This is a genomic window from Nitratiruptor sp. YY09-18 (genome assembly GCF_016593235.1).
In the GTDB taxonomy this organism is placed as follows: domain Bacteria; phylum Campylobacterota; class Campylobacteria; order Campylobacterales; family Nitratiruptoraceae; genus Nitratiruptor.
This window is the reverse complement of record NZ_AP023065.1, coordinates 1,195,730-1,220,425: the sequence shown is the minus strand read 5'-3', so window position 1 is coordinate 1,220,425 and position 24,696 is coordinate 1,195,730. Positions and strand designations below refer to the sequence as shown.

At 37.5% G+C, this 24,696-nt stretch carries 28 protein-coding genes; 23 read left to right on the top strand and 5 right to left on the bottom strand.

Translation table 11 applies throughout. The features are described from left to right. Window positions 1–2 precede the first annotated feature (2 nt). The 23 genes from JG734_RS06555 to flhB all read left to right on the top strand — a co-directional run bounded on the left by JG734_RS06555 (window position 3) and on the right by flhB (window position 20,141). Window positions 3–1,094 carry a flagellar basal body P-ring protein FlgI gene (locus JG734_RS06555; RefSeq protein WP_201333938.1) on the top strand — a complete coding sequence of 364 codons (1,092 nt, stop codon included), beginning with the start codon at window positions 3–5 and terminating at the stop codon, window positions 1,092–1,094. 9 nt (window positions 1,095–1,103) lie between these two features. Beyond that, window positions 1,104–1,385 (top strand): rod-binding protein, encoded by a 282-nt coding sequence (locus JG734_RS06550; protein ID WP_201332491.1) that lies wholly within the window; start codon window positions 1,104–1,106, stop codon window positions 1,383–1,385. Then, window positions 1,382–3,469, top strand: a complete 2,088-nt coding sequence (gene flhA, locus JG734_RS06545) for a flagellar biosynthesis protein FlhA (RefSeq protein ID WP_201332490.1) — start codon at window positions 1,382–1,384, stop codon at window positions 3,467–3,469. The genes JG734_RS06550 and flhA overlap by 4 nt, the downstream gene beginning before the upstream one ends. Continuing rightward, window positions 3,456–4,631 (top strand): flagellar biosynthesis protein FlhF, encoded by a 1,176-nt coding sequence (locus JG734_RS06540; RefSeq protein WP_201332489.1) that lies wholly within the window; start codon window positions 3,456–3,458, stop codon window positions 4,629–4,631. Before flhA ends, JG734_RS06540 begins: the two co-directional genes overlap by 14 nt. Further along, a complete protein-coding gene (locus tag JG734_RS06535; protein ID WP_201332488.1) occupies window positions 4,628–5,473 on the top strand; it encodes a MinD/ParA family protein in 846 nt (281 codons plus the stop codon). The genes JG734_RS06540 and JG734_RS06535 overlap by 4 nt, the downstream gene beginning before the upstream one ends. Continuing rightward, complete coding sequence (locus JG734_RS06530; protein ID WP_236586820.1) at window positions 5,437–6,105, top strand: sigma-70 family RNA polymerase sigma factor; 669 nt, start codon at window positions 5,437–5,439, stop codon at window positions 6,103–6,105. Before JG734_RS06535 ends, JG734_RS06530 begins: the two co-directional genes overlap by 37 nt. Further along, complete coding sequence (locus tag JG734_RS06525; protein WP_201332487.1) at window positions 6,102–7,808, top strand: hypothetical protein; 1,707 nt, start codon at window positions 6,102–6,104, stop codon at window positions 7,806–7,808. Before JG734_RS06530 ends, JG734_RS06525 begins: the two co-directional genes overlap by 4 nt. Beyond that, window positions 7,795–9,699 (top strand): tetratricopeptide repeat protein, encoded by a 1,905-nt coding sequence (locus JG734_RS06520; protein ID WP_201332486.1) that lies wholly within the window; start codon window positions 7,795–7,797, stop codon window positions 9,697–9,699. The genes JG734_RS06525 and JG734_RS06520 overlap by 14 nt, the downstream gene beginning before the upstream one ends. Beyond that, the gene (gene flgB / locus JG734_RS06515; RefSeq protein WP_201332485.1) at window positions 9,699–10,064 is read left to right on the top strand and encodes a flagellar basal body rod protein FlgB; all 366 of its coding nucleotides are present in this window, start codon (window positions 9,699–9,701) and stop codon (window positions 10,062–10,064) included. Before JG734_RS06520 ends, flgB begins: the two co-directional genes overlap by 1 nt. 2 nt (window positions 10,065–10,066) lie before the next feature. Then, complete coding sequence (gene flgC, locus JG734_RS06510; RefSeq protein WP_201332484.1) at window positions 10,067–10,474, top strand: flagellar basal body rod protein FlgC; 408 nt, start codon at window positions 10,067–10,069, stop codon at window positions 10,472–10,474. 3 nt (window positions 10,475–10,477) lie between these two features. Further along, window positions 10,478–10,765, top strand: a complete 288-nt coding sequence (gene fliE / locus JG734_RS06505; RefSeq protein ID WP_201332483.1) for a flagellar hook-basal body complex protein FliE — start codon at window positions 10,478–10,480, stop codon at window positions 10,763–10,765. Window positions 10,766–10,774: 9 nt separating this feature from the next. Beyond that, window positions 10,775–12,406, top strand: coding sequence for a flagellar basal-body MS-ring/collar protein FliF (gene fliF / locus JG734_RS06500; protein ID WP_201332482.1), 1,632 nt, complete (start codon window positions 10,775–10,777; stop codon window positions 12,404–12,406). Continuing rightward, entirely contained in the window at window positions 12,403–13,074 is a 672-nt protein-coding gene (locus tag JG734_RS06495) for a hypothetical protein (protein ID WP_201332481.1), read from the top strand. Before fliF ends, JG734_RS06495 begins: the two co-directional genes overlap by 4 nt. Continuing rightward, complete coding sequence (locus tag JG734_RS06490; RefSeq protein WP_201332480.1) at window positions 13,040–14,338, top strand: FliI/YscN family ATPase; 1,299 nt, start codon at window positions 13,040–13,042, stop codon at window positions 14,336–14,338. Before JG734_RS06495 ends, JG734_RS06490 begins: the two co-directional genes overlap by 35 nt. Window positions 14,339–14,419: 81 nt before the next feature. Continuing rightward, a complete protein-coding gene (locus tag JG734_RS06485; RefSeq protein ID WP_201332479.1) occupies window positions 14,420–15,070 on the top strand; it encodes a flagellar hook assembly protein FlgD in 651 nt (216 codons plus the stop codon). Between the two features lie 2 nt (window positions 15,071–15,072). Then, window positions 15,073–16,308, top strand: a complete 1,236-nt coding sequence (locus JG734_RS06480; RefSeq protein ID WP_201332478.1) for a flagellar hook protein FlgE — start codon at window positions 15,073–15,075, stop codon at window positions 16,306–16,308. A 17-nt stretch (window positions 16,309–16,325) separates the two neighbouring features. Further along, window positions 16,326–16,838, top strand: coding sequence for a flagellar basal body-associated protein FliL (fliL, locus tag JG734_RS06475; RefSeq protein WP_201332477.1), 513 nt, complete (start codon window positions 16,326–16,328; stop codon window positions 16,836–16,838). Window positions 16,839–16,840: 2 nt separating this feature from the next. Beyond that, a complete protein-coding gene (locus JG734_RS06470) occupies window positions 16,841–17,092 on the top strand; it encodes a FliM/FliN family flagellar motor switch protein (RefSeq protein WP_236586819.1) in 252 nt (83 codons plus the stop codon). Next, on the top strand, window positions 17,082–17,336 hold the full coding sequence (locus tag JG734_RS06465) for a flagellar biosynthetic protein FliO (RefSeq protein ID WP_201332476.1): 255 nt from the start codon (window positions 17,082–17,084) through the stop codon (window positions 17,334–17,336). Before JG734_RS06470 ends, JG734_RS06465 begins: the two co-directional genes overlap by 11 nt. After that, window positions 17,329–18,045 carry a flagellar type III secretion system pore protein FliP gene (fliP, locus tag JG734_RS06460; RefSeq protein WP_201332475.1) on the top strand — a complete coding sequence of 239 codons (717 nt, stop codon included), beginning with the start codon at window positions 17,329–17,331 and terminating at the stop codon, window positions 18,043–18,045. Before JG734_RS06465 ends, fliP begins: the two co-directional genes overlap by 8 nt. Next, a complete protein-coding gene (gene fliQ / locus JG734_RS06455; protein WP_201332474.1) occupies window positions 18,042–18,311 on the top strand; it encodes a flagellar biosynthesis protein FliQ in 270 nt (89 codons plus the stop codon). The genes fliP and fliQ overlap by 4 nt, the downstream gene beginning before the upstream one ends. Further along, window positions 18,308–19,084, top strand: coding sequence for a flagellar biosynthetic protein FliR (locus tag JG734_RS06450; protein ID WP_201332473.1), 777 nt, complete (start codon window positions 18,308–18,310; stop codon window positions 19,082–19,084). The genes fliQ and JG734_RS06450 overlap by 4 nt, the downstream gene beginning before the upstream one ends. Window position 19,085: 1 nt before the next feature. Further along, entirely contained in the window at window positions 19,086–20,141 is a 1,056-nt protein-coding gene (flhB, locus tag JG734_RS06445; RefSeq protein WP_201332472.1) for a flagellar biosynthesis protein FlhB, read from the top strand. On the opposite strand, the gene JG734_RS06440 is transcribed toward flhB, so the two are convergent. Genes JG734_RS06440 through JG734_RS06420 form a run of 5 tightly spaced genes read right to left on the bottom strand, consistent with a single transcriptional unit; the run spans window position 20,130 to window position 24,644 of the window. Beyond that, window positions 20,130–21,584, bottom strand: a complete 1,455-nt coding sequence (locus tag JG734_RS06440) for a GGDEF domain-containing protein (protein ID WP_201332471.1) — start codon at window positions 21,582–21,584, stop codon at window positions 20,130–20,132. The two genes, flhB and JG734_RS06440, sit on opposite strands and share 12 nt — an antisense overlap. After that, entirely contained in the window at window positions 21,571–22,020 is a 450-nt protein-coding gene (locus tag JG734_RS06435; RefSeq protein WP_201332470.1) for a MotE family protein, read from the bottom strand. Before JG734_RS06435 ends, JG734_RS06440 begins: the two co-directional genes overlap by 14 nt. Further along, a complete protein-coding gene (locus JG734_RS06430; protein ID WP_201332469.1) occupies window positions 21,977–22,402 on the bottom strand; it encodes a hypothetical protein in 426 nt (141 codons plus the stop codon). The genes JG734_RS06435 and JG734_RS06430 overlap by 44 nt, the downstream gene beginning before the upstream one ends. Beyond that, on the bottom strand, window positions 22,399–23,436 hold the full coding sequence (locus JG734_RS06425; RefSeq protein ID WP_201332468.1) for a flagellar brake protein: 1,038 nt from the start codon (window positions 23,434–23,436) through the stop codon (window positions 22,399–22,401). The genes JG734_RS06430 and JG734_RS06425 overlap by 4 nt, the downstream gene beginning before the upstream one ends. 8 nt (window positions 23,437–23,444) lie before the next feature. Then, window positions 23,445–24,644 carry a hypothetical protein gene (locus tag JG734_RS06420; protein WP_201332467.1) on the bottom strand — a complete coding sequence of 400 codons (1,200 nt, stop codon included), beginning with the start codon at window positions 24,642–24,644 and terminating at the stop codon, window positions 23,445–23,447. Window positions 24,645–24,696 lie beyond the last annotated feature (52 nt).

Below are 24,696 nucleotides of genomic sequence, written 5' to 3'. Positions count from 1 at the left end.
GGATGATTGTGAGAATACTACTATTTTTGACACTTTTTTTGAGCTGGCTCCAAGCGGTACAGACTACAATTGGTGAAGTAGCAAATGTTGTGGGAGTGAGGGAGAACTATATCACTGGCTATGGCATAGTGGTGGGCTTGCAAGGAACAGGTGATGGCACTACCACAAAGTTTACACTTTTAAGCATTGCGAATATGCTCAAAAAGATGGGAATTTATATCAATCCTAAAGATGTAAAGACCAAAAATGCTGCAGCTGTGATGGTCACTGCAAAACTGCCTCCGTTTGCAAAGAGCGGGATGGTTGTAGATGTAACGGTATCTAGCATAGGTGATGCCAAAGATATCGGCAATGGCGTGCTTATACGCACACCTCTTTTTGGTCCAGACCACAAGCTCTATGCTTTTGCCCAAGGGCCTCTCTCAACTGGTGGAGGATACAGTGAATCAAATCGTGGTGGGAAGATACGCAAGAACTTCACAACAACAGCAATCATACCAAATGGTGCGATAATCGAGCGCAATCTCCCATATAGCTTTGCTTCACAAAAATATATCACTCTTACACTCAAAAACCCATCTTTTACACTCGCTAAAAATATTGTAGAGTCAATCAATAAAACTTTTGGACAAGAGCTTGCTTATGCCATAGATGCAGCTACTGTGCGAGTAGATTTTCCAGCTACACTGGCTGATAGAGTGAAATTTGTCTCACAGATTCTCTCTTTGCCAATCGAAAGCGTCAATGAGCCAACTATTGTGATATACGAGCGTACTGGCACGGTGATCATGAGTGGTGATATAAAGCTTGATACACCTGTGTATATCTCACATGGCAATATCTATGTCACAGTCAAAAAAGAGCCAAAAGTCTCACAACCTGCACCACTCAGTGGGGGTAAGACGAAGGTGACTCAGAATGTTACAACTTCAATTAAAGAAGAAAATGGTAGAATTTTTTCAATCAAATCTCCGACTTTACGGGATTTGGTAAAAGCACTTAATGATTTAGGAATCTCCCCCAGAGACTTAATAGCAATAATCGAAGCAATAAAAAAATCTGGCAAACTCCATGCTAAGATCGTGATAATGTAGAGGTAGGAAATGAAGATAGATACATATTGGGATCTCAACGCTCTTTCGCAAATCAAATCGAAAGCTGACGCGGCAAAGGCTTTTGAAGAGGAGTTTTTGCATATATTATTAAAAGAGGTGCGAAAGGGTTTGGAAAAAGATTCCACACTCTTTGGTCACGATTTTTCAGCAAAGATGTATTGGGATATGTTTGATATGCAAATAGCTAAAGCTATCAGTGATAGTGATCAGCTAGGCATCAAAGAGTATATTCAAAATGCTCTCAACATCTATGAAGAGAAGAGTAAATGACGGCAAAAGTGGAATCTATATTTTCTAAAATCAATGAGCATAGTGATGCTATAATCATTGTTCTCATTTTAGCCATCCTTGGCTCTATGGTACTTCCCGTACCACCATTTTTACTTGATATTTTACTCACTACCAGTATTACACTTTCTCTTGTCATGCTCATGGCAACGGTCTATATCAACAATCCTCTTAAAATTTCAGCATTTCCATCACTTTTGCTCATTGCAACACTCTTTCGTCTCTCACTCAATGTTGCTACTACGAGGCGTATTCTCTTGCACGGACATGAGGGGCCAGATGCAGCAGGAAAACTTATTGAGAGTTTTGGGCAGTTTGTAGTTGGTGGTAACTATGTGGTAGGTATCATAGTCTTTATTGTTTTGGTTACTATCAACTTTATAGTCATTACCAAAGGTACAGAGCGCATCAGTGAAGTGGGGGCCAGATTTACGCTCGATGCGATGCCAGGGAAACAGATGGCAATCGATGCTGATCTCAATGCTGGACTTATCGATGAAGAGGAGGCCAAAAGAAGGCGCGAAGAGATAGCAAAAGAGGCTGACTTTTACGGGGCTATGGATGGTGCGAGTAAATTTATCCGTGGTGATGCTGTGGCTGGGATTATTATTACCCTTATCAATATCATAGGCGGTATTGCGATAGGGATGTTCCAGCACGGTATGGATATCGCAACTGCTACCGCAAACTTTACACTCCTTACTGTAGGTGATGGGCTTGTGAGCCAGATACCGTCCCTCATCACCTCTACTGCTGCCGGTTTAATGGTAACGCGTGCGGTATCTACTGAAAATCTTGGCAAAGAGATCTTTTCGCAACTTACATCCTATCCTAAAGCTTTGTATATGACTGCAGGGGCATTGGCCATTATGGCGATAGTACCTGGTATGCCTTTTGTTCCGTTTATGATTCTCGCTTCTATGCTTGCGATCACCGGCTATATGATGCAGCTTGATCTGCAAAAAAGAGAGATACTTGAAGCAGAAGAGAAAGCAAAAGAGATTATTAATCAAAGCGCTGAAGAGGAAGAGGAGGATTTTGTCGTCCAGCCAGAGACTATATCTTTTGAGATTGGCTATGGTCTCATTCCATTGGTAGACGATAGCCAGGGTGGAGAGATAGTTAAGAGAATCAAGTCACTTAGAAAGCAGCTCAGTAAAGAGCTGGGAATCATCATCCCACTCATTCATATCAAAGACAATCTCGAACTTGAAAGTGGTGAGTATCGCATACTCATACGTGGAATCGAAGTTGCTAGGGGAGTTGTAAGTCCAGGGAAACTTCTTGCAATCGATACAGGAAACACCAGAGGCAAAATTGAAGGTATTGAGACTACTGAGCCAACCTTTGGACTCAAAGCCTACTGGATAGATGAATCGCAAAAAGATAAAGCCAAAATGCTAGGCTTCACAGTGGTGGATGTGCCAACAGTTATCATCACACACCTCTCAGAGGTGCTCAAATCCCATGCATATGAGATTCTGGGCAGAAGTGAGACAAAAGAGCTTGTAGATGCGCTTGCGAAAAAGTATCCAATCGTCAAAGATCTTGTACCAGAGCAAGTACCATACTCTACCTTGCATCGGGTATTGCAAAATCTTCTCAAAGAGCATATTCCTATCAAAGATCTTCTCACTATCATTGAGACTTTGGCAGATAACATTACCAAGACCACAGATAATGATATCTTGACTGAATTTGTGCGCGAAGGTCTTGCAAGGCTCATTACTTCGATCTATGCAAAGGATGGAGTGCTCTATGCTCTTACACTTGGTGCGAAAAGCGAAGAGTATCTTTATGAAAAGATCAAAGAGTACAATGGTAATCTGCCGCCAATTGATCCAGCGAAACTGCAAAACTTTATCATGCAGATAAATGCAAATATCGAAAAGTTTGTTATTGAGCAGCGCCAGCCTGTGCTTTTGACTTCATCAAATGTACGCAGGTTTATACGAAAACTTTTAGAGCCATATTTGCCAAATGTTGTAGTGCTTTCTTATAACGAGATAGAGCCAAAAACGAAGCTCAATGTGATAGCTAAGGTAGAGTTAGATGGAAATAGTTAAGTACGAAGGTAACAATCTCGACGAGCTTATTACGCAAGCGAAGAGAGAGTATGGCAAGGATGTCAAAATCATTAGCTATGAAGTAATGAATGAGCGGGGCTTTATCCCATTTCTTGGCAAGAAAAGATATGCACTTTTCATCCAAGTTCCTACCCAAGAAGAGGGTTTTTTTGACGTTTTGGCAAAAGAAGAAAAAAATGAAGAGATAGATAAGTTTTTGGAAAAAATCGAAAAGATGATAGACAAGAAGATTGAGCCACTCAAAAATGCTATTGTCAAAGGGGATTCTGCTCTTTTAGATCTACCTGCACATGCAGCGCAAAATAGCAAGCTCGATTTTGCACAAGAGTTCAAGGAGTTTACCGGTGACGCACTCGATCTCATACGATTGCTGCTAAAAAAAGATGTAGATCCAAAAGTGGCAAAAATGCTTGTCAAAGAGTCGTGTGGACTCGATATTGATGCGAATAAATTTGATCTCAATACATCCTTTTTCAAAGAGGCTCTTGTCAATGCTATAGAGAAAAAGATCAAATTCAAAGGGCCTTTGAAAATTCAAAAGGGTGCTTTTAAGGTGATCTCTTTTGTAGGGCCCACTGGGGTTGGAAAAACAACAAACCTCTTCAAAATCGCAAGTGAACTTGTGCTTAATCAAAAGCTCAAAATTGCAGTCATTAGCATCGATACCTTCAAGGTAGGAGCAATTCAGCAGGCAAGATCTTTTTCTAATATTCTCAATATTCCATTCTTTGCGATTACAGATTCAAAAAATCTCAAAAAAACTCTGCAAAACCTCAGCGGAATTGATGTAGTGCTTATCGATACAGTTGGGCGAAGCCACTATGATTACTGGAGACTTGGGGAGATGAAGGAGATTTTGGGTAGCGGAAGTGATTTTATGGATATTTCATTGGTAATTAGCTGTAACTACAAAAACTCTGAAGCGATTGAGATAGTCAATCGCTATCGAACATTTTTCCCAATAAGCGATATTTTCTTTACAAAAATCGATGAGACATACAAGCCAGGGATTTTGCTCAATCTCCCTATAAAGACAGATATTCCCGTTTCATTTATTAGTACCGGTCAAAAGGTGCCAGAAGATATTCGTATATTGACCCCAGAACGTATGGCAAACTATATATTAGGTGAGAGCTTATGATGGATCAAGCAAGTGGTTTGAGAGATCTTGTAGCGCAAAAGAGTACAGGCAACAGCAAATTTATCGCGATTGCCAGTGGCAAAGGGGGTGTTGGCAAGACTAACTTTGCAGTCAATTTTTCCTATCTCATGGCAAATGAGTTCAAAAAAAAGATACTCCTTATCGATGCAGATATCGGAATGGCAAATGTACATCTTTTTCTCAATCGTAAAGCCAAAAAGGGTATCAAAGATCTCTTTAGTGGTGAAAAGATAGATGATGTTATCACAAAAGTATACGGATTTGATATACTCATGGGCTTTTCTGGAATAGATGACCTCTTTGATCTCGATGATATCTCCATCCAGTCAATCATCAATCAGCTCAATGAGATCTCTAATAGGTACGATTTCGTCATTATAGATACTGGTGCAGGTATTGATGAGAAAGTGAGTGCGTTTTTGCGAGCTTCCAATAAATCATATATTATCACCACACCTGAGCCAACAGCTATGATGGATGCATATGCACTCATGAAATCGATTTATAATATTTTTGGTTATGATAAATTCAAAGTCATTGTCAATATGTGCAGGAGTGAGCAAGAGGGAGAGAATACTTACAACAAGCTCAAAGTCTCATGCAAAAAGTTTTTGGGCATTGAGATAGAGTTATTGGGAACCCTTCCATTTACGAACAATTTACGCCAATCAGTCAGAGCGCAAAAACTTATCACTATGGAGTATCCAAAAGATAGCTATACACAAAATTTGCGAAAGATATGTCAACAAGAGCTCTCACTCCAAGAACCTTTAGAAGAGAATTTTTGGAAGAAACTCTTTACTTTAATGGGAAAAAGTTGATGCGGGTAAGTGTAGAAGAGAAACAGCAGATAATTTTAGATAACACTGCACTAGTCAAGAAGGTAGCTTCCAAGATCTATTTCAAGCTGCCTCGTGATGCGGGTATAGAGTTTGATGAACTTGTCAATACCGGTATTATCGGGCTTATTAAAGCAATAGATAAATTTGATGAATCAAAAGCGCAGTTTTCTACATATGCCTACATAAAAATCCGCGGAGAGATTTTGGATTATCTGCGAAGTCTGCATATCATGCCTCGTTCCATGCGCGAAAAAATCAAAAAAGAGAAAGAGGAAGGCAAAGATGTTCCTCTTTCAAATTTAGCGATTATGATTAGTATGGATAAGGCTTTGAGCAGTGATGAAGGTTCTTCTAAGCTGATAGATATTATGATAAGTGATGATATTGGACCTGAAGATCAGGCTATTAGCTCACAAATGATGGATTTTTTAGTTGAAGCTATGGAGGATCTGAGCGAAAAAGAGAAGAAAACATTGCAGATGTTTTTCTTTGAAGAGAAAGAGCCAAAAGAGATAGCCCAAGCTCTAGGAATCTCGCAGTCACGGGTTTCACAGATAAAAACGCAGGCTATCAATAAACTCAAAAAGTCATTGGCAGGAATTAGAGAGTGAAAGATATACTTAGTCTCCTTTTGCAAAAGAGCACAACACCTTCTCTCAAGCAAACTCTACTATTTGGTAAAAAGAGTAGTGGAGATGCATTTGAAAAACTTCTAGAAAATCTTGTCAATGACAATAATGAGCAAAAACAAAATTTCTTCTTTCAAGACAAAAAAACTCTTACTGCATATTTGGTGCAGATGAAAAATCACAAAAGTAATACAGATAATGTTCATGGTACTGTTACACATAACTTCTTAACTCAATTACAAACGCAGAATAATTCTGAAGATACAGTTGAGTCAGAAAGCATAGTAGATAGTAGTGCACAAGCTTCTTTTGTTCAAAAATTACAAACTGTGCGTCAAGAAAATAAAATAAAAGATAAAGTGCAAAATCTATTGCAACATCATCATGCAAATATGCTAAATAGTAACAATACGCAATCGAAAAATATTCAAGCAAAAAGATTAGAAGATGTAGATCTATTACAAGTCAATACCAAAAATGTAGACCACGTTATACAAGAAAAAGAGATCAGTAAAGCAAAAATAAACAAAAATTTCGTAAAAAGAGCTCAAACCAATCTCTCAAAACATGCAATACACAACATAAACAAAACAAATTCACATCCGATACATAAAATTGATCATAAGGTAAGAGGAGTTAGCAAAAATACACAAACGCAAAAGATAGTTCATCACCAAGAGAACCAAGCTACTGCTTCAATTCAAACGCAAGGAGAGGTGCCTCTAGAAAATATATTGAAACAGAATACTGCTACCCAGACTACAAAGAATAAGAACGTCTCACAAACTTTACAAAATAAAAATGCATATTTTCATAATGTAAACGGTGTGCTACAAAATAGTATGCAAAAATCTCAAGTTTTTGAAACACAAAACCAACAAAAAGTATCTCATGATGCTCTTCAACCAAAGAAGCAAAAGAGGAGTCCAATTGCTAGTAATGGCTCAAAAACTTCTAAAAATATAGACCAAAAAGTGGCGCTTCATCAAAAGAGCGCTGCACCGCAGCATGAGCATGTCAATTCTCGTATAGATAGATATCCTACAAATCTGCAGCAAAATTTTACACAAATAGTTCTCAATAATGTACAGAATCCGAAAAAGCACAGTCAAAATGCCAATCTCCAAAAAGAGAAAAAATCTTTAATTAAAAAGTCTGTGAATATCAATAAAAACATCCTTATAAGTGAAAAATCTCAAGTTTTACAAAATGAAAACGACAAACCTCTTAAAGTTTCAAACCAAGAGAATCTTGTAGCGCAAGATCATAAACATAACACTTTACAAACAAAAGAGCAGTCAGTACAGATCAATGCTCAGCCAGATGTACAGTCAGATTTTATGGAAAATTCCCATAATATGGCTGAGTCTACAGCAACCACGCATGAAGCTCCTGAGCAAAATCATCACATGCCACAATTCCAGCGTCAAGTGATTAAACTCCAAATTGAAAATACTCTCATCAATGTGCAAATGCAACAAAATTCATTGCAAATGCAGTTTGTATCTGGTGCGCATATGCATATCGACGCGCATATGCAAGAGTTTATAGATGAGGTTATGACTCAGAGCGGATTTGATAAATATCGCATAGCTCTCAAAGATAGAGAAAAAAGAGTAGTTTTTACCAGCAGTGAATCTCGATCTACACAAAGTAGCAGAAGCGGAGTTGATGTCAAAGTTTAAGCATCTGTTGTTGCTCTTTGCAGTAGTTTTTGCTACTGCTCAAACTGTTACTCCAAAAGTCTTAGACAAAATCTACAAAAATGCTCTTCACGATTTTCGTGTCGGTTCATACTATCAAGCTCTTGACGAATTCAACTATATCATCAAATATCCAAAATCGAAGTATTTTCTTCCTTCTCTTTTCATGCTTGCCTATACTTATCTCTATATTGGCAAGCGAATAGGCGATAAGAAGTATTTATGGAGTGCTGTCAACTATCTCAATCTCTATGTGGCAAAAGGTGGGAAAAAGGATGCAAAATATTACTACCTCAAGGGTCTCATTTATGAAAATCTAGGTTTTTTTGAAAGAGCCTACACAAGCTATAAGATGGCCTTGGAAAAGAGTATCGATAAAAGTGAAAAACTCAATATCCTCATGGGTCTTTTGCGTAGTGCAGTGTGGTTAGGCAAGATGGATCTTGCAACCAAATATTACGTAATTTTAAATATCGAACAGCTCTCAGCGAAGCAGCAAAAAGAGTTTAGCTTCTTACAAGGAATGTACTACTTTGCTAAAAAGGATTATAAAAAGGCACTCCAATTTTTCAAAAAGACATACAAAGAGTTCGAGAGTTATCTCATAGAAAATCCACAATACTACTATCTCGTTGCAGAGAGTGCATACAGATATGGCGATTATCGCTTTAGTGAGCTACTCTTTCGCCGCATTCTCACTTATGTACGCAACAAAGAGGTGATACAAAAATCGCTTCTTAGACTTGGAGATATAAAATTTTTACAAAAAGATTACCATAGCAGTGCAAATTACTATATCCGTCTCATTAAAACCTTTCCAAAGAGCAAGCTCGCAACTGTTGCCAAGCTTAAACTTCTCTACCTCATAAAGCAAGATAAGAAGCTAGCTCACTACATCAAAAAATACCTTGATGATCCATTTTTACAAGATCCTTTACGCTTTATTGTAGAGACGTTAGTGAAAAATCGTACAAACTATATAGGAATTTTTGCACTGGCCAATTTTGGACTCGAGACATTTGAGATAGGTAGTGACAAACTCTACACGCGCCTTGCATGGGAGCTTTCACTTGTCAACCCAAACTCCCTAAAATTTGAGCAGATTGAGTATTTTAGAAGATTATGGGAGCCATATATTGTAAAAGATAAGCATATCTGCCAGCTTTATACTGCAAATAGAGATTTTTTTATCAATGTATTTCCAAAAGCAACTCTCTTGCAAATTGTTCAAAATCTCAAAAAGTGTAAGAGTAAAAAAGAGGCGATAGATTTGCTGCAAAAACTTACACAAAAGTATAGAGATGATGATCTTTATTATGAACTGGCAAATTTTTACTATGAAGCAAAAGAGTATAAAAAATCTTATGAAATATTGGATAATATACAAAAGCATGATTGTAAATATTATAAGTCAAAAGCACAAATCTGCTACATACTTAGTCTTGATTGTAGGGATGTTTTGCAAAAAGCTGTGAGTGGATGTGCCAAAGATTTTTATGCCGTTATTTTTGAGGCAGTTTTGCAGCTTAAGCAAGATAGAATCGATAAGAATCTCTTTGTAAATTATAAAGAGGACTTTATAAAAAATTACAAAGATCCTGTTGTACAGAAGTTTTTGCATGATCTTGTACAAAAACTGATTGAAAAAGAGCTTTATGGAACAATAATAGAGATTTTGCAGCCACTTTCAAATCAGATGCATAGTGACTGTTTCCTCTCAAGTGTTCTTGCGCTTTCATACGTGAGACTTGGAAAAGTAGACTTAGCACAGGAATTAATGAAAAATGTTAATGGTTGCTCAAATTCTTGGTATAATTTAGCTAAAATAGCTATAGAAGATGCAAAACTGCAAAAGCAGATAGAGGATGAATAATGTGGGATAAAATCGATAATCTTTCATCAATGGCGAGTTTCTACCTTGAGCGCTCCAAAGTGATCCAAAGTAATATTGCAAATGCAGATACTCCAGGTTTTAAACCAAAAGATCTCGTATTTGAACAAGAGCTTACATCCCACATGGCTCTTAAAAGAGATGATCCACGCCATATCGATCCATCAGAGCCACAAAAGAGCTTCAAAGAGATAGAAGAGGGTCGTATTCGTGGATATGATGATAATAGAGTCGATATCCAAGAGGAGCTCGCAAAACTAGCAGAGAGTTCTATCATGTATAAAGCTTTGGGCGAGAATCTCAAAAAAGAGTTTGCAAAACTCAAACTTGCAATAAGTGGGAGATAAAGATGATTTTTAAAGGCTTAGAGGTTGCACAGACAGGACTCTCAGTCCAAAAGTACCGCATGGATATAATTTCTAGCAACTTAGCAAATATCGATGCAGTAGATGACAACGGAAATCCATATAGAAGAAAGATTCCAGTCTTTGAGCAGATTCTTGATAGTCAAAATGGAGTCCCACTTTCTAAAGTAGCTATCAAAGAAGTTATCGAAGATCAAAGTCCATACAAGCTCAAATTTGATCCGCAAAATCCCCTCGCTGATAAAAATGGTTATGTAAAACTACCAAACATCGATCCAATGCGAGAGATGGTAGATATGATCTCTGCTATGCGAACCTATGAGGCAAATCTTACCGCTTTTAATACACATAAAGATATGCTTTTAAAGAGTTTAGAAATAATAAAGGTGTAAGAGATGAAAATAGAAAATATCTCAGCAGTTGCAGCCAATAATTTACAAAATATTCAGCAAAAGCAGAACCAAAGCGATTTTGGAGAGATTTTGGGTGAATTTATAGCAGATGTGAATAGTGACTTGAAAGCTGCTAGTAAAGCTCAAGAGCAGATTCTCAAAGGCGATGTAGAGAATATGGTTGAGCTTATGACTACAATAGAAAAATCTGACATCTCCTTGCGACTACTTACTGAAGTGCGTAACAAAGCTCTCGAAGCCTATCAAGAGATCATGAGAATACAGGTATAAGGTGAGTAGTTGGCGCTAGATCTAAACAAAATTCAAGAAAAAATTAAAAACTTTGCTAAGAGTGAGAACTTTTTAAAAAATCTCTTTTTGGGGTTGGCGCTTCTTGCAATAATTTTGCTTCTTAGTGCACTTTTGATGCGCAATATCGCTTCACAAAACTATGGAGTACTCTATTCACATCTCAGTCCCGATGATGCAGGGCAGATTCTCACTGTTTTGCAAGAGGAGAAGATCCCATATAAAATTGAAGGTGACGGATCGATTATACTTGTGCCAAAAGACAAGATTTATGATATCAGGCTCAAACTTGCGGCAAAAGGCTTGCCATCATCGAAAACTGTGGGATTTGAGATATTCAATGAGCCCAAAATGGGTACTACCCACTTCCAAGAGAATATCAACTATATCCGTGCTATTGAAGGTGAGCTGGTTCGTACTATTAAAAAGATCGATGCGATAAAAGATGCAAAAGTCAATATCGCTTTGCCGCAAGACTCTATATTTGCTAGAGAAGAGGATGAAGCCAAAGCGAGTGTGATTGTCTCACTCTGGCCCGGAAAGGATCTGAGCAAAGAGCAGGTCAAAGCAATAATTTTCTTAGTTTCTCATGCAGTGCCAAAACTCAAACCTCAAAATGTCACTGTCGTTGATAATAAAGGCCGAGTCTTATCTGATCTTGTTGCCCAAAAGGATAATGAAGAGGCAGGAGATCTCGTCAAAATCAAGCGTAGGCTCAAGCATGAGATAGAAAAGAGCGTGCAGTCGATGCTTGCTCGCGCACTAGGTCCTCAAAAGGTAGTAGTGCGTGCAAGTGTAGATGTAGAAGCAGCAAGTGTGAACAAAAAAGATGAACTCGTCAATCCAGACCAAGTAGCTGTCATAAGTGAGCGTAAGATCCAAGAAAAGAACAAAGGTTATGCAAAACAACAAGCTGGTGCTCCAGGAACTCCTACAAATGTGCCAGCAACTATCAAAACAAACAATCAATCACTCTTGCAAGATAAAAGTAAAAAAGATACAACAACAAATTATGATGTTTCAAAATCCTATATCGTAACAAAACAGAATATTTTTAAGATCAAGCGTATAAGTGTAGGTGTATTAATCGATGGTAAATACATTAAACAAGTAGACAAAAACAATAGCATCACTACAAAATATATACCTCGCAGCAAAGAGGAGCTCAAAACATATGAGCAACTTATCAAAAGTGCCATTGGCTATGATCCAAAGCGTGGCGATGAGGTGACAGTAGTGAGTGTGCCGTTTGAGAGTGAGCAAGGGAGTATGGAGCAAGAGAGTATGGGAGCTAGTAGTTTCTTACAAAAAAACCTCCTCTTGCTTGGGGCAATTGCACTGCTCTCTCTCATTCTCCTTGGGCTTATTATTTTTATGATAATGAAAGCGAAGCGCGCGAAAAGAGCAGCACTTGAAGAGGCCCAGCTAGCACAACTGCAAGGCCAAGATGGTGAAGCGATGCACAGAGCTGCGCAAGCAGCTGCGAAGTATCATGAGCAAGAGCAGCAATCATTTTCAATTGAGCAAGAGCCAGCATATCAGCGTATTATTGAGATAGCGCAAGAGAGTCCAGAACTCGTTGCAGATGTCATCAGTAAATGGATAAAAGAAGAGGGCAAATGAGATTAGATCTAGATGACTTTTCAGTATTTCATGAACCAGATCCTAAAAAAGATGATAAAAACATTGATCATAAAAGCGCACAAGAGGTAGAGAGATACTATCAAGAGAAGATCTTGCAACTTGAACAAGAGTATAAAGAGCTGCTCAATAAAGTCTCTAAAGAGAGTTATGATCAAGGCTTTGAAGATGCATCAAATAGTCTCAAAAAAGAGTTTGAGCAAAAACTCCAAGAGTTTCAAAAGAGCATGCAAGAGCAAAAAGAGAAAGAATTAGCGCAATTGCAAGAGAAGTATCTAGGATTTGAAAAAGAGTATGAAGAAAAATACAACAACTTCTTGATGAAATTTTCTGATATTGTTCTTGATAGTACCGAGGAGATTTTAGAGTTTTTGTTTATTGATGAGTCAAATACTCCTACAGTCCAAAGTGCTATTGCTAAACTACTTGAAGATTTCCACAACTTTATGCCACTTTCCATAAGCGTATCAAAAGGGCTTTATAAACCTATCAAAAAGCGCTTCCAAAATGTTGAAATCAAACAGGATGATGAGCTCAAAGACAACGAATTTGTTATTGAATTTCACGACTTTAAAATAGAGAATAGAATAAAAGAAAAAATTGGCGTTATAAAAGATGAAATTAAAAGAGAGATTAAAAAACTTACCTAAATTTATCACAAAGGGTCGTATTGTCGGTGTAAGCGGACCTATAATTGAAGCATATTTGCCAAATGTCTCCATTGGAGATTCATGCTATCTTGAGAGTGGTCTTGAGACAGAAGTGGTAGGATTTAAAGATGGCAAAACACTTCTTATGGCTTATGATGATACAAGAGGCGTCAAGGTTGGAAGTTTTGTCGAAGCAGCACTTGAGCCGGTCAATATAGGAGTAGGTGAAGAGCTTTTAGGTACTGTCATTGATCCATTTGGTAATCCTCTTAATAAAGAGTATCTGCGCTATGAAAACAAATACTATCTCCATAACAACCCAATCAATCCTATGCAAAGAGGCCGCATAAGTGAGCCGCTTGATATCGGAATACGCTCAATTAATTCACTTCTTACAATAGGAAAAGGGCAAAGAATCGGTATCTTTGCAGGTGCTGGAGTAGGGAAGAGTACGCTTCTTGGTATGATATCGCGTTATACCGAAGCAGATGTAAATGTTATAGCGCTTATTGGAGAGCGGGGGAGAGAGGTAAGAGAGTTCATAGAAGACAATCTTACTCAAGAGGGTTTGCAAAAATCTGTAGTCGTAACAGCTACAAGTGACCAAACCCCTTTGGCAAAGCTTCGGGCAGTGTATGTAGCGATAGCAATAGCCAATTACTTTTCTAATAAAAACAGAAATGTTCTTTTTCTTGTTGACTCTCTTACTCGTCTTGCAATGGCACAAAGAGAAATTGGGCTAGCTATTGGAGAGCCGCCCACATCCAAGGGCTATACACCTTCAGTTTTTTCACTGCTACCAAAAATCATCGAACAAGCTGGAACATTCCAAAACAAAGGGAGTATTACAGGAATCTATACAGTATTAGTAGAAGGTGATGAAGTATCAACTGATCCTGTGGCCGATGCAGCTGTAGGCTTTTTGGATGGGCATATTGTCTTATCGAAAAAAATAGCCCAAAAGAGGATTTTTCCAGCAGTTGATGTCCTCAAAAGTATCAGCCGCCTTACACCGCAACTCGTAGATGAAGAAAAGCTAGTACTCCAGAGCAAATTTATCTCACTTCTAGCATCTTACACTGAAGCAGAGGATATGATACATATGGGTCTTTACAAAAAGGGTTCATCTGTGCAGCTTGATAGAGCAATAGACCATATTCAAGATATAGAAAACTTCCTCAAACAGCCTATCAATGTCAAGAAAAATCTTACAGAAAGCTTTAAAGAGTTAGAAAATCTCATAAAAATGATAGAAAATTATTAAAATTTATTAATTTTAAAGTTTAATTAATTTTTTTTCGGTTACAATCGTGAATACCATAATGTAAGGCTCCAAGGAAAAACTATGCAAACAGGTGCCATAGATACCCTCAAGGCATATGGAGGGAAAGAAATTAAAGTTTACGACTCTTCTTACGATAATTCACAAATCGATCAAGAAGGTTTCCTCAAAGTTTTACTTGCTTCATTCCAGTTTCAAGACCCTTTCGAAGCGCAAGATATCTCAAAGTTTATCGATAATACGGTAAAACTACGCGAATTAGAAGTGATGAAAAACTTCGAAGATTCAGTCAATAAACTGAGCGGAACAGATGCACTCTTTCTCAATGCAACAAATATGATTGGTAAGAAAGTCAGTTACGAAGGTGATATGACGTATGTAGAAGATGGCAAGAGTGAAGTATCTTTTTCATTACCAAAAGATGCGACAGACGCTACAGTCTATATCTATGATGATGAAAATAATATAGTTGATTCTGCTACTTTTCATAATCTCCAAGCAAACAAATCCTATAAATTTGCTCTTGAAAATGAAGATATTAAAGATGGTTACTATAAAGTGAGTGTAGTAGCACATGATGGTTCACAAAATATACATGCGAAGGTTGTTTCAACTGCTCTTATCGAAGGTATTGAAAAAGATAGTGCAAATATTTTAGCCAAATTTGCAAAAGGCTCAATAGAGCTCAATAAGATAATTACAATAGGAGTTTAATCATGCTACAATCATTCTATACAGGCAATACAGGACTTAATTCAAACAAACAGTGGCTCTCAGTCATTTCAGATAATATTGCTAATGTTAACACCACTGGATACAAACAAGAACGAGTAAATTTCGATGATTTGGTTTCAAGCTCACTGACTACCTATTCTTCTGGCGGTGCACCAAAGAATATGGAGATAGGTGGAGGTGTCTATGTAGGCTCTACTTCAAAAGATTTTACTCAAGGTTCATTCAAAAACACGAACGAGCCTCTCTCTATGGCACTTGATGGTGAGGGATTTTTTATGGTGAGAAGCCCTAGTGTAGCTGATCTTGTATACTACACACGCGATGGAAACTTCAGACTTGATGCTAATGGTGATATCATCAATCAATCAGGATATAAGCTTCAAGGATGGGCTCTTGATGAGCATGGCAATATGGCAGGTGCGCTGGGAAATGTCAATATTCCAAGTTCACTTGCACCTAAAACTACGTCAAAAGTCTCTTTTGAAGAGCCTACAAATCTTGATTCAAGTGTACCTGTTCCTGCGAATACTACTTTTTCACGTAATGATTCTTCTAGTTATAACTACGTCAACACAATGCCGGTATATGATAGCTTAGGAAATCAGCATACTCTCTATTTCTATTTTGTAAAAACAAGTGCTAATAACTGGGATGTGCATTCATTTATTGATAACGATAATACTGATAATAAAAATAGTTTAACATTTGATACTAATGGAAACTTGACATCTGGAAATACGCTTAGTGCTTCATATCCAGTAACAACTGGAGCAAGTTCCCCAATGAAGATTGATATTGACTTTAATCATATACGTCAAGTTGCCTCTGACTTCATCTTCTACTCACAACAAGATGGCTATGGTAAGGGTGATTTGATGAACATCTCTGTTTCTGAAGATGGTGTTGTTAAAGGCTCATATACCAATGGCCAGGTCAAAGATATTGCACGCTTAGGAGTTGCCACATTCAAAGACAAAGAGATTCTTATTAGAAAAGGGGATAATCTCTACCTGCCTAATCAAAAAACATTTACGCCGATAATAGTACCAGGTGGTGTTATCAGTAAGATCAGAAGTGGGATGCTTGAGATGAGTAACGTCGATATCTCAAAAGAGTTTATCAACCTCATCACAGCACAAAGAGCCTATCAAGCAAGTGCAAAAACAATCACCACTTCAGATCAGATCTTACAGACCACGATGGATATAAAACGATAAAACTTTAAAGGCGTCTGATGGCTGAAGAAACAAATGAGCAGCAAGAGGAGAAGAAAGGTGGTAAGAAAAAGCTTATCATCATTCTTGTTCTGCTTCTTGTAATTATTGGAGCAGGTGGGGGAGCAGCCTACAAATTTTTGGTTCTCGATAAGCAAAAAGAGGAGAAACAAAAAGAGAAAAAGGCTGAAAAAGTTGTCGAAGAGATCAAAAATGTTGAAGATCTTGGTGTGCAATTTGATGTAGGTACCTTCATTGTCAACCTCCAAGATAAAGATGCTGATCGCTATCTTAAAGTCACTATAGTATTGGATGTGCAAGATGAGAAGATCAAAGCTGAGCTAGAAAAACGTCTCCCCCAAGTCAAAGATGCCATCACGACCCTCCTTTTTACCAAGTCATCAAAAGAGCTCAGAACTGCAGAAGGTATAGAGGAGCTTAAAGAGCAGATTTTAAAAAGAGTCAATGCGATACTTCCAATTGGTGGCGTAAAAAATATATACTTTACAGATTTTGTAATACAAACGGCTTAACCATGATGAAAAATCCTCAAAATCCACAGATCGATTTTTTAAAAGATGTAAATCTACGATTTAATATTGAAATTGGAAGAGTCAAAAAGCTTCTCGTAGAGATTTTGTCTTTAAAAGAGGGCGATGTAATTGAATTAGAAAAAAATATCGATGAGTATATAGATGTGCAACTCAACAATAAACCTTTTGCAATCGGAGAGATGGTTATAGCCAATGAAAAATATGGAGTGAGGATCATCGATCTTGCTAGATAATTATGAAATTATCAAATTTTTAGCCTCTTTCACTCTTCTTGTTATAATACTCTATGCGATCTATTATTATGTTTCCAACTTTCAGCCAAAGTTCAAATCTGGTGGCAAAGAGATTGAGGTTTTGGAGACAAAAGTTTTAGGGAAAAATAGGTTTCTCTATCTCATAAAAGTAAAAGATACAACTATGCTCATAGCGCATGATGAACAAGGGATGAAGCTAATAAAAGAGTGGAAAGATGCCTAAAAAACTTCTTCTTTTTTTACTCATACTCCCTTTTCCACTTTTTGCTGCCACTGGCGTTTTAGACCAGACCCTAGAACAGCTCAAAGATCTTGATGTTACGCTCAAAATCTTATTTCTTATAACTATACTTAGTCTTGCCCCTGCCATTTTAATCTCTATCACTTCTTTTACACGTATTGTGATTGTTCTATCACTCTTGCGCCATGCTTTAGGTATCCCCCAATCTCCTCCCAATCAGGTCATCATAGCACTCTCACTCTTCATTACATTTTTTATCATGCAGCCAGTATTCAATCAGATAAATACCCAAGCTATTCAGCCATATATCAATAAGCAGATTAATGATATGGAAGCAGTGGAGAGGGCGGTCAAACCGCTAAAAAAGTTCCTGATCAACAATACAGAAAAAAAAGATATTAAGCTCTTTTTGGATATTGCCAAAGAAAAGCCCAAAAATTACGAAGATATTTCACTCTCGACTCTTATCCCTGCATTTATGGTAAGCGAGATAAAGATAGCCTTCGAAGTGACATTTGTGGTCTTTTTGCCTTTTTTGGTCATCGATATGTTAGTAGCCAGTATATTGATGTCGATGGGTATGATGATGATACCGCCGATGATGATTTCACTTCCATTTAAGCTTATTCTCTTTATACTATCTGATGGATGGGAACTGTTAATTAAAGCACTTATAGTGAGTTACAAATGAATCTTGATCAGGTTATTACTCTTACTGAACAGATGCTCAAAATTGCACTTTTGGTAGGTGCACCTGTCTTAGCGGTTGCATTTGGTGTGGGAATGCTAGTTAGTATATTCCAAGCAGCCACGCAGATCCAGGAGATGACGCTCACATTCATTCCAAAAATTGTCGCCACAGTAGCAGCGCTCATCATTTTTGGATCGTGGATGTATGTGACTTTGATTGACTATTTTCACTCAATATTTGATGCATTAGTTACACTCATTCGATGACACCGATTATCACACCAGATCAAGCTGTTGCGCTTGCTCTTGTTTTCACTCGTGTTATCGCAGTACTAATGGCTTTTCCATTTATCAATACTGCTATGCTTCCACGCAATGTTAAAATCTTGCTTGTAGTCTCTTTGGCTTTTTTTGCTGTCCAAAATCTCGATATTCACCTACAGTTGCAAAATCTTGGAGTGTGGGATTTTATATTTTTGATCTTTAAAGAGCTGTTAGTGGGATTTGCACTTGGGCTTCTTGCAAACTTTTTCATATCTGCTTTTAGCTATGCTGCAGAAATTATAAGCTATTTTATGGGAATTACTGTCGTCAATATCTTCGATCCAACATATGGACAGGTTTCTGTGCTTAGCAAGTTTTTTATCATGCTTTTTTATATGATCTTTTTTGTAAGTGGGGCATATGAGTATTTTGTAGCTACGCTTTTTGCCAGTTTCGAACACTACCCGTTAACTATGCAGCATCTCCATTCAGGTTTTTGGCACTATGTTATACAAAACTCCATCACAATATTTACTTTAGCTTTCAAGCTTGCGTTTCCTTTTGCTCTTATTTTATATCTTATCAATGTGGCTTTAGCTCTTGTGAATAGACTCATTCCGCAAATCAATGTCTTTATAGTTGGTTTGCCTTTGCAGATATTTGTAGGTATTGCAGCGCTCGCTGCTGGAGCTTCTATTATTGTATACTTAGGAGTAAGCTATCTGCAAAATCTCAATGCAGATATACTGTATTTTATCAAGCATATAGGAAACTGATATGGCAAAAGAGCCAGACAAGACCGAAAAGGCCACCCCCCGAAGACGTGAGAAGGCTCGCGAAGAGGGGCAAGTGGCTAAAAGCATGGATATAGCCATCAGCGCCTCTTTGGTGTCGGTTTTCTTGCTCTTTTTATTCTATATCCCTTTTGCATTCAAGAAACTCTATACGCTCTTTGTCCATTTTTTTAGCAATCCTCTTGCAAATATTCCGGAGAATAATTATCTGATAGTCAAAGAGATAGTGTATGATTTGGCAATTTTACTCGCTCCTATTTTTCTTACGCTTCTTGTGATTGGAGTTGCTGCAAATGTAGTACAAGTTGGTTTTCATATCACTTGGAAGCCTCTTATGCCAAAACTAGAAAAGATCAATCCCATCTCCGGACTCAAGCGACTCTTTTCACTCAAAGTCCTTTTTGAACTGTTCAAAAATCTTCTCAAACTCCTTGTAGCAACAGCAGTTTCTTACTATCTCGTAACATATCTTTTGGAAGATGTTTTTCGTTTTAGTGCCACGCCACTCTACAGTGATTCCTATATTTTAATCAAATATACCCTTGTTATGGTTTTGGGATTTGCACTGCTTTCGATTCCTGTGGCAGTTATCGACTTTTTTTTCCGCAAGTATGAGTTTGAAGAGAGCATCAAAATGAGCAAGCAAGAGATAAAAGAGGAGCAAAAGCTCTATGAGGGTAACCCACAGATCAAATCTGCAATACGCAAAAAGATGCGGGAGATGAGTCTTACAAGAATGATGGCTGAAGTAGCAAAGGCTGATGTAGTTATCACAAACCCAGAGCACTTTGCAGTAGCTCTTGCATACAAAAGAGGCGCAATGCAAGCACCGAAGGTCGTAGCTAAAGGGGTAGATTTTGTGGCGTTGCGTATCAAAGAGGAGGCAAAAGCACACGGAATTCCAATCGAGGAAAATCCACCACTAGCCAGAGCTTTGTATCAATCGTGTGAGATTGGTGACTATGTCCCTGAAAACCTCTACCAAGCAATTGCAAAAATCTTTGCGAAAATCTACAAAAAGCGCGGCCTAAACGGCTAAAGTTGTGCGATTTTTTCCATCTTTTTTGGATAGATACAATGCACTGTCTGCTCTTTTGATCACTGCATCTATATGCTTATCACTCTCTTTGTCAAATTCAGCTACCCCCAGACTAATTGTTACTTTTCCCACCTTATCAAATCTATACTGAGCGATAAGATTGCGAATTTTTTCAGCTAGTTTCATAGCCTCTTTTGCAGAAGTCTCTGGTGAGAGGATGATAAACTCTTCACCACCCCACCGAAAAGCATAATCATATTTGCGAATATTCTTGTGTACAAGTTTTGCTATGGTTTTGAGCACGTAATCCCCTACATCGTGGCCGTAGGTGTCGTTGATCTTTTTAAAGTTATCGATGTCGAATATAATGAGTGAGAGTGGTCTTTGGTGTCTTGTGGCACGGTTGATCTCTTGCTGTGCCGTTTTATAGAACTTATTGCGGTTGTAAAGACCTGTCAGTTTATCTGTAATTGCAAGTGTTTCAAACTTCTGCTTGATATGGATGAAATAGTAGATAAAGAGAAGGGCAATGAGTAAGACAATATTACTTAAGATCACATTTTGCCAAAAAATTGTATCAAATGTTTTGATGTTTGTATCTTTTTTGTATGAGATGAGGTAGCTTAGGGCATCATTGACTTTTATCGCAAGGAATGATACTACGTAGTAATTTTCCCCAATCTTCGCAATTGTGGCAAAGCTTTGTTGCTTATCCAAAAGTGGTGCTGCTTTGTTTTTGATGAGACTATTAATTTGATGGATGAGCCACTTTTGCTTTGAGTTTGTAGATTTGTGGGACTGCTCTTCATAGAAAAATCTCTTATGTAGATCGCTTTGGATAAAGAGATAGCTGCCATAATGTATGAGTCTCTTGTCAATCACGCTATCTTTGACAATGTATGCATATGCTGCTCCAAAGAGTCTTTGGAGTTCTTGTTTAATTGTATTGTATGATACAGCTGACTCAAAAAGGGCGATGAGGCGGTTGTTGGCATATATAGGGCGCTTGAACTTTATGATAAGCTCACTATTTTGCTCATCCCTTTCAAAAATACTCTTCTTCGTCTTTTTGGCTCTTTTATGCATACTGACAATAACATTACCAGCAGGATCGTAAATACTCAGATGCGCTATGGAATATTTTTTGAGAAGGGAGAAGTGTGGCGCAATATAAGTGTCTATTTGCTTTTTGTATTGTGGATAGTTTTCAAGCCATACGACAAATTGAGGATTTTTCGTGATCTCATCATATGCAAGGCTAGAGAGTTTCGCATAGGTGTTTTTGGTGGCGCGAAACTCAGCGTAGAGTTGGTTGATCTTTTGCGCGAGATAAATTTGGAGCCTGTTATTTTTGTCTACATAAAAATAGTAGACCAAAAGGGAGCTGAGTGTAATATAGACGAGGAAGAAAAACAAATTTTTGATAAGACTATTTTTTGTCATTGTTGCGCAAGTGTATCAAAATTTTAGTGATTTTATTGAGCGCCTCTGGTTCGACGAAGTTGAGTGCTTCACCAGCTTTGCGCGAATTCATATTATAAAGAATATATGCTGCAATATGGGGATCTTGCATTTTAGAGAGTTTTTCCCCTGCGTATTCTGGATCCATGTTCTCAAAATCTTTTGCAAGTTTTTTGAAACGTTCGTTATTTATAGCTTTTTTTTCATTCTCAAGCTCTTTTTTGAGTTTTTGCAGAGCAGCTTTTTCTTCTTGAATCTTTTGCAAAACTTGTCTATTTTGCTCTAGCTTCTCCTTGATAATTGCATGGAGCTTTTCGAGCCGTTGGAGCTCTTTTTGCAGCTCTTTTTTTTGGACATTTGCGAAAAGCAAAGAGCTAAGAGATAATATGAGGAGTATTTTTGCGTAAAAAGTTCTCATTGGCTAATTCATTCTCCTGTGCAGTTTGCTGCGATGCATTTTCATTATTGATTTTAGATATAAGTTTTTCTAGAGCTTGCTTCTCACCAAGAAGCTGTGCAAGCTCTTTGCGCAAATTCACAATCTTTTCTTCTAATGCTTCAATTTCTTGTAAAATTGTATCATCTTTTCTTTTTAGCTCTTCTAACACGAGCAATGCATTTTCTATATCAAAAACCCGAGTGACATTACTATGGGCGATCTTTTCTCTTTTATCTTTGTTTGCTTGTAGCAGCTGCTCTTTTTCATCTATTTCGTGCAGGAGGGCAGTGATCTGCGCTCCTAATGCATCCATTTTGAACTTTTTTTGCTTGATAGCGAGCTTGAGGCTTTTGATTTTCATTGTTTCCTTTTTATGTGAGCAAGCTTGAGTTGCTCTTTTTGTACAAATTCCAATAGCTCATCTTTTATATCTTCTGGAACACCATCAAATAAAAATCTCAAGCATGTGCTCTTTGGCCTTCTATCAATCTCTAAGACTTTTGCTTTGAGACTATAAAATCTATTATCTAGCTTAAATTCCAGTATAGCCTCCTCTCCATATTTAATCTTTTTGAGAACATCATTTTTGTCGTTAGTACAGATTTTCGCTCCGCCAGTACTTATATCTATAATTGTCACATCAATAGGGGTCTCTTCAATGATCATTTTTGCTGGCTTGTTGACTTTTACCCGTGGAGATTCTCTTCGCTGTACTCTATGAAGATCGAAGGTATGTGGGAGCTTGATGAGAGTTTTACCGTTGTCTCTTAGAATTTCAGCAATTGGTACTTCTATAGTATAAATACCGTCTTCATTGCGAATGAAGACGATTTTGACATATTCGCCTGGATGTACATCTGCTGGTACATCATTATCGATTGCTACCCAATACATAAACTTCTCATCTTTGTCATAGAGCGCGACATTAATGCTTTTGTTATTAGCAAATATCATGCGCCCATTTTGAAAAATCTCTATATCTTTTGTAGTTACAAGTGGCACATGGGGACTAAGCACCTCAAAGTCGAGCTTGCGGCGCATATCTTTTATGATGTTTTCATCTGCATTCGGATTTTCTTTGATATAGATATCGATAACTTTTTCAAAAGGCGCTTTAAATTCAAGCACCAAAATAGGGTCTCGCTCCATTTTATGTGAATAATCCCACAAAATCTTTATCTCTTCATCTGTGAGCTCTTTTTCTTTGGCAAATGTCACGAAGTAGCGCTTGAGGTTACGCTCCCGCATGCGTTTTTGCATATAAAAGCCAGCTATGAAAAAGATTATAAGAGCCAAAATAAAAAGCACGACGATGAGTTTTGTTGTAGTCTCATCTCCATGCCAGTATTGCGTAGCAAGTTTAAGTGTATCGAAACGGCTGAGATTTTCTTGCATCTCTATCCTTATTTTGTGAGTCTTTCATAAAGTCCTATAACTTCTTCCTCTTTACCTATTTTTTTAGCTATTTCGGCAAGATTTGCCAAAATATCTTGGTCAAGAGGATTAATCGTTGCAGCTTTATAGAAATAATTATAGGCATTTTCTAGATCACCTTTGAGAGTATGGATAACACCTAGTACATTATAAATAGGTGCACCCTTATAATAAGATATTATATCATTTGCTAGCGTCAAGATCTGTGCAGCCTCTCCTTCTTGGACTGCCTTTTCAATATTTTGTACAAGTTTTTCAGTCTGATCAATACGGTTTATAAGCTCTTCTTGCAGCTCTTGCACAACATCTTGCGTCTCAAGAAGTTTTCTTGCTTCATCAAAAAGCCCCATCTGTATATAAGCATCTATGAGTTTTTTGAGTGTCTCTTGATTGTGGAAACTTAGCATTGCATTGCGATAGAATGATGCAGCGTTGAAATAGTCGTAATATTTTGCCAATGTATCACCTATGAGTGTATTGGCAGTTGTGAGTGCAAGAGGCTCATTATCCCAATTGAGTTTTGGGAAAATCTCTTGCAAAGAGTATTGATCCAAAATATCTTGCACGAGTCTACTGCGATATGAGGTATCAATAAAAGATTCATGCATATAATGGTTCACGAAGCTTAGATCAGAGAGTTTGAGAGTAAGATTTTTGAGATTTTTATAAATGAGTGCATAAAAAGAGTAATCATTGTATCTTGGGTCAAATCCTCCAAGTTTTTCTAGCGTGCTTTTTTTAGTGAGTACCGCCCAGTTTGGAAGATGATTTTCTAGTGAGAGGCTTTGAAGGAGAAGCTCTTCTTTGCCATACCAATCTTCATAATTTTTTATATGCTCATCAACTTTGTCGATAAAGACTTCATTGGGATATATAAAGTCTACATCTTCCACATCTTCTAAAATATCAGTAAATTCCTCTAATGTCTCATCTTCAAGCTCTATATTGGGACTTAGCCATAGGATATATTCACTTTGTGCAGTTTCTAAACAAGCATTGCGATGATCGGCTTCATTATTGGAAGTTATTTGGAGAGATTTTATATTTTCATTGTTACTTGAACCTGAAACTATTATTTGTGAGATATACTCGCTATTTTCTTCAAGAGATTTAATTGTTTTATCTGAGTTGTTACTGTTTTTATTAATTATACATATATCAAAAGTCATATTAAGCCTTTTTGTTTTTATTTTAGCTAAAATTAAATGATTTTGATTAATA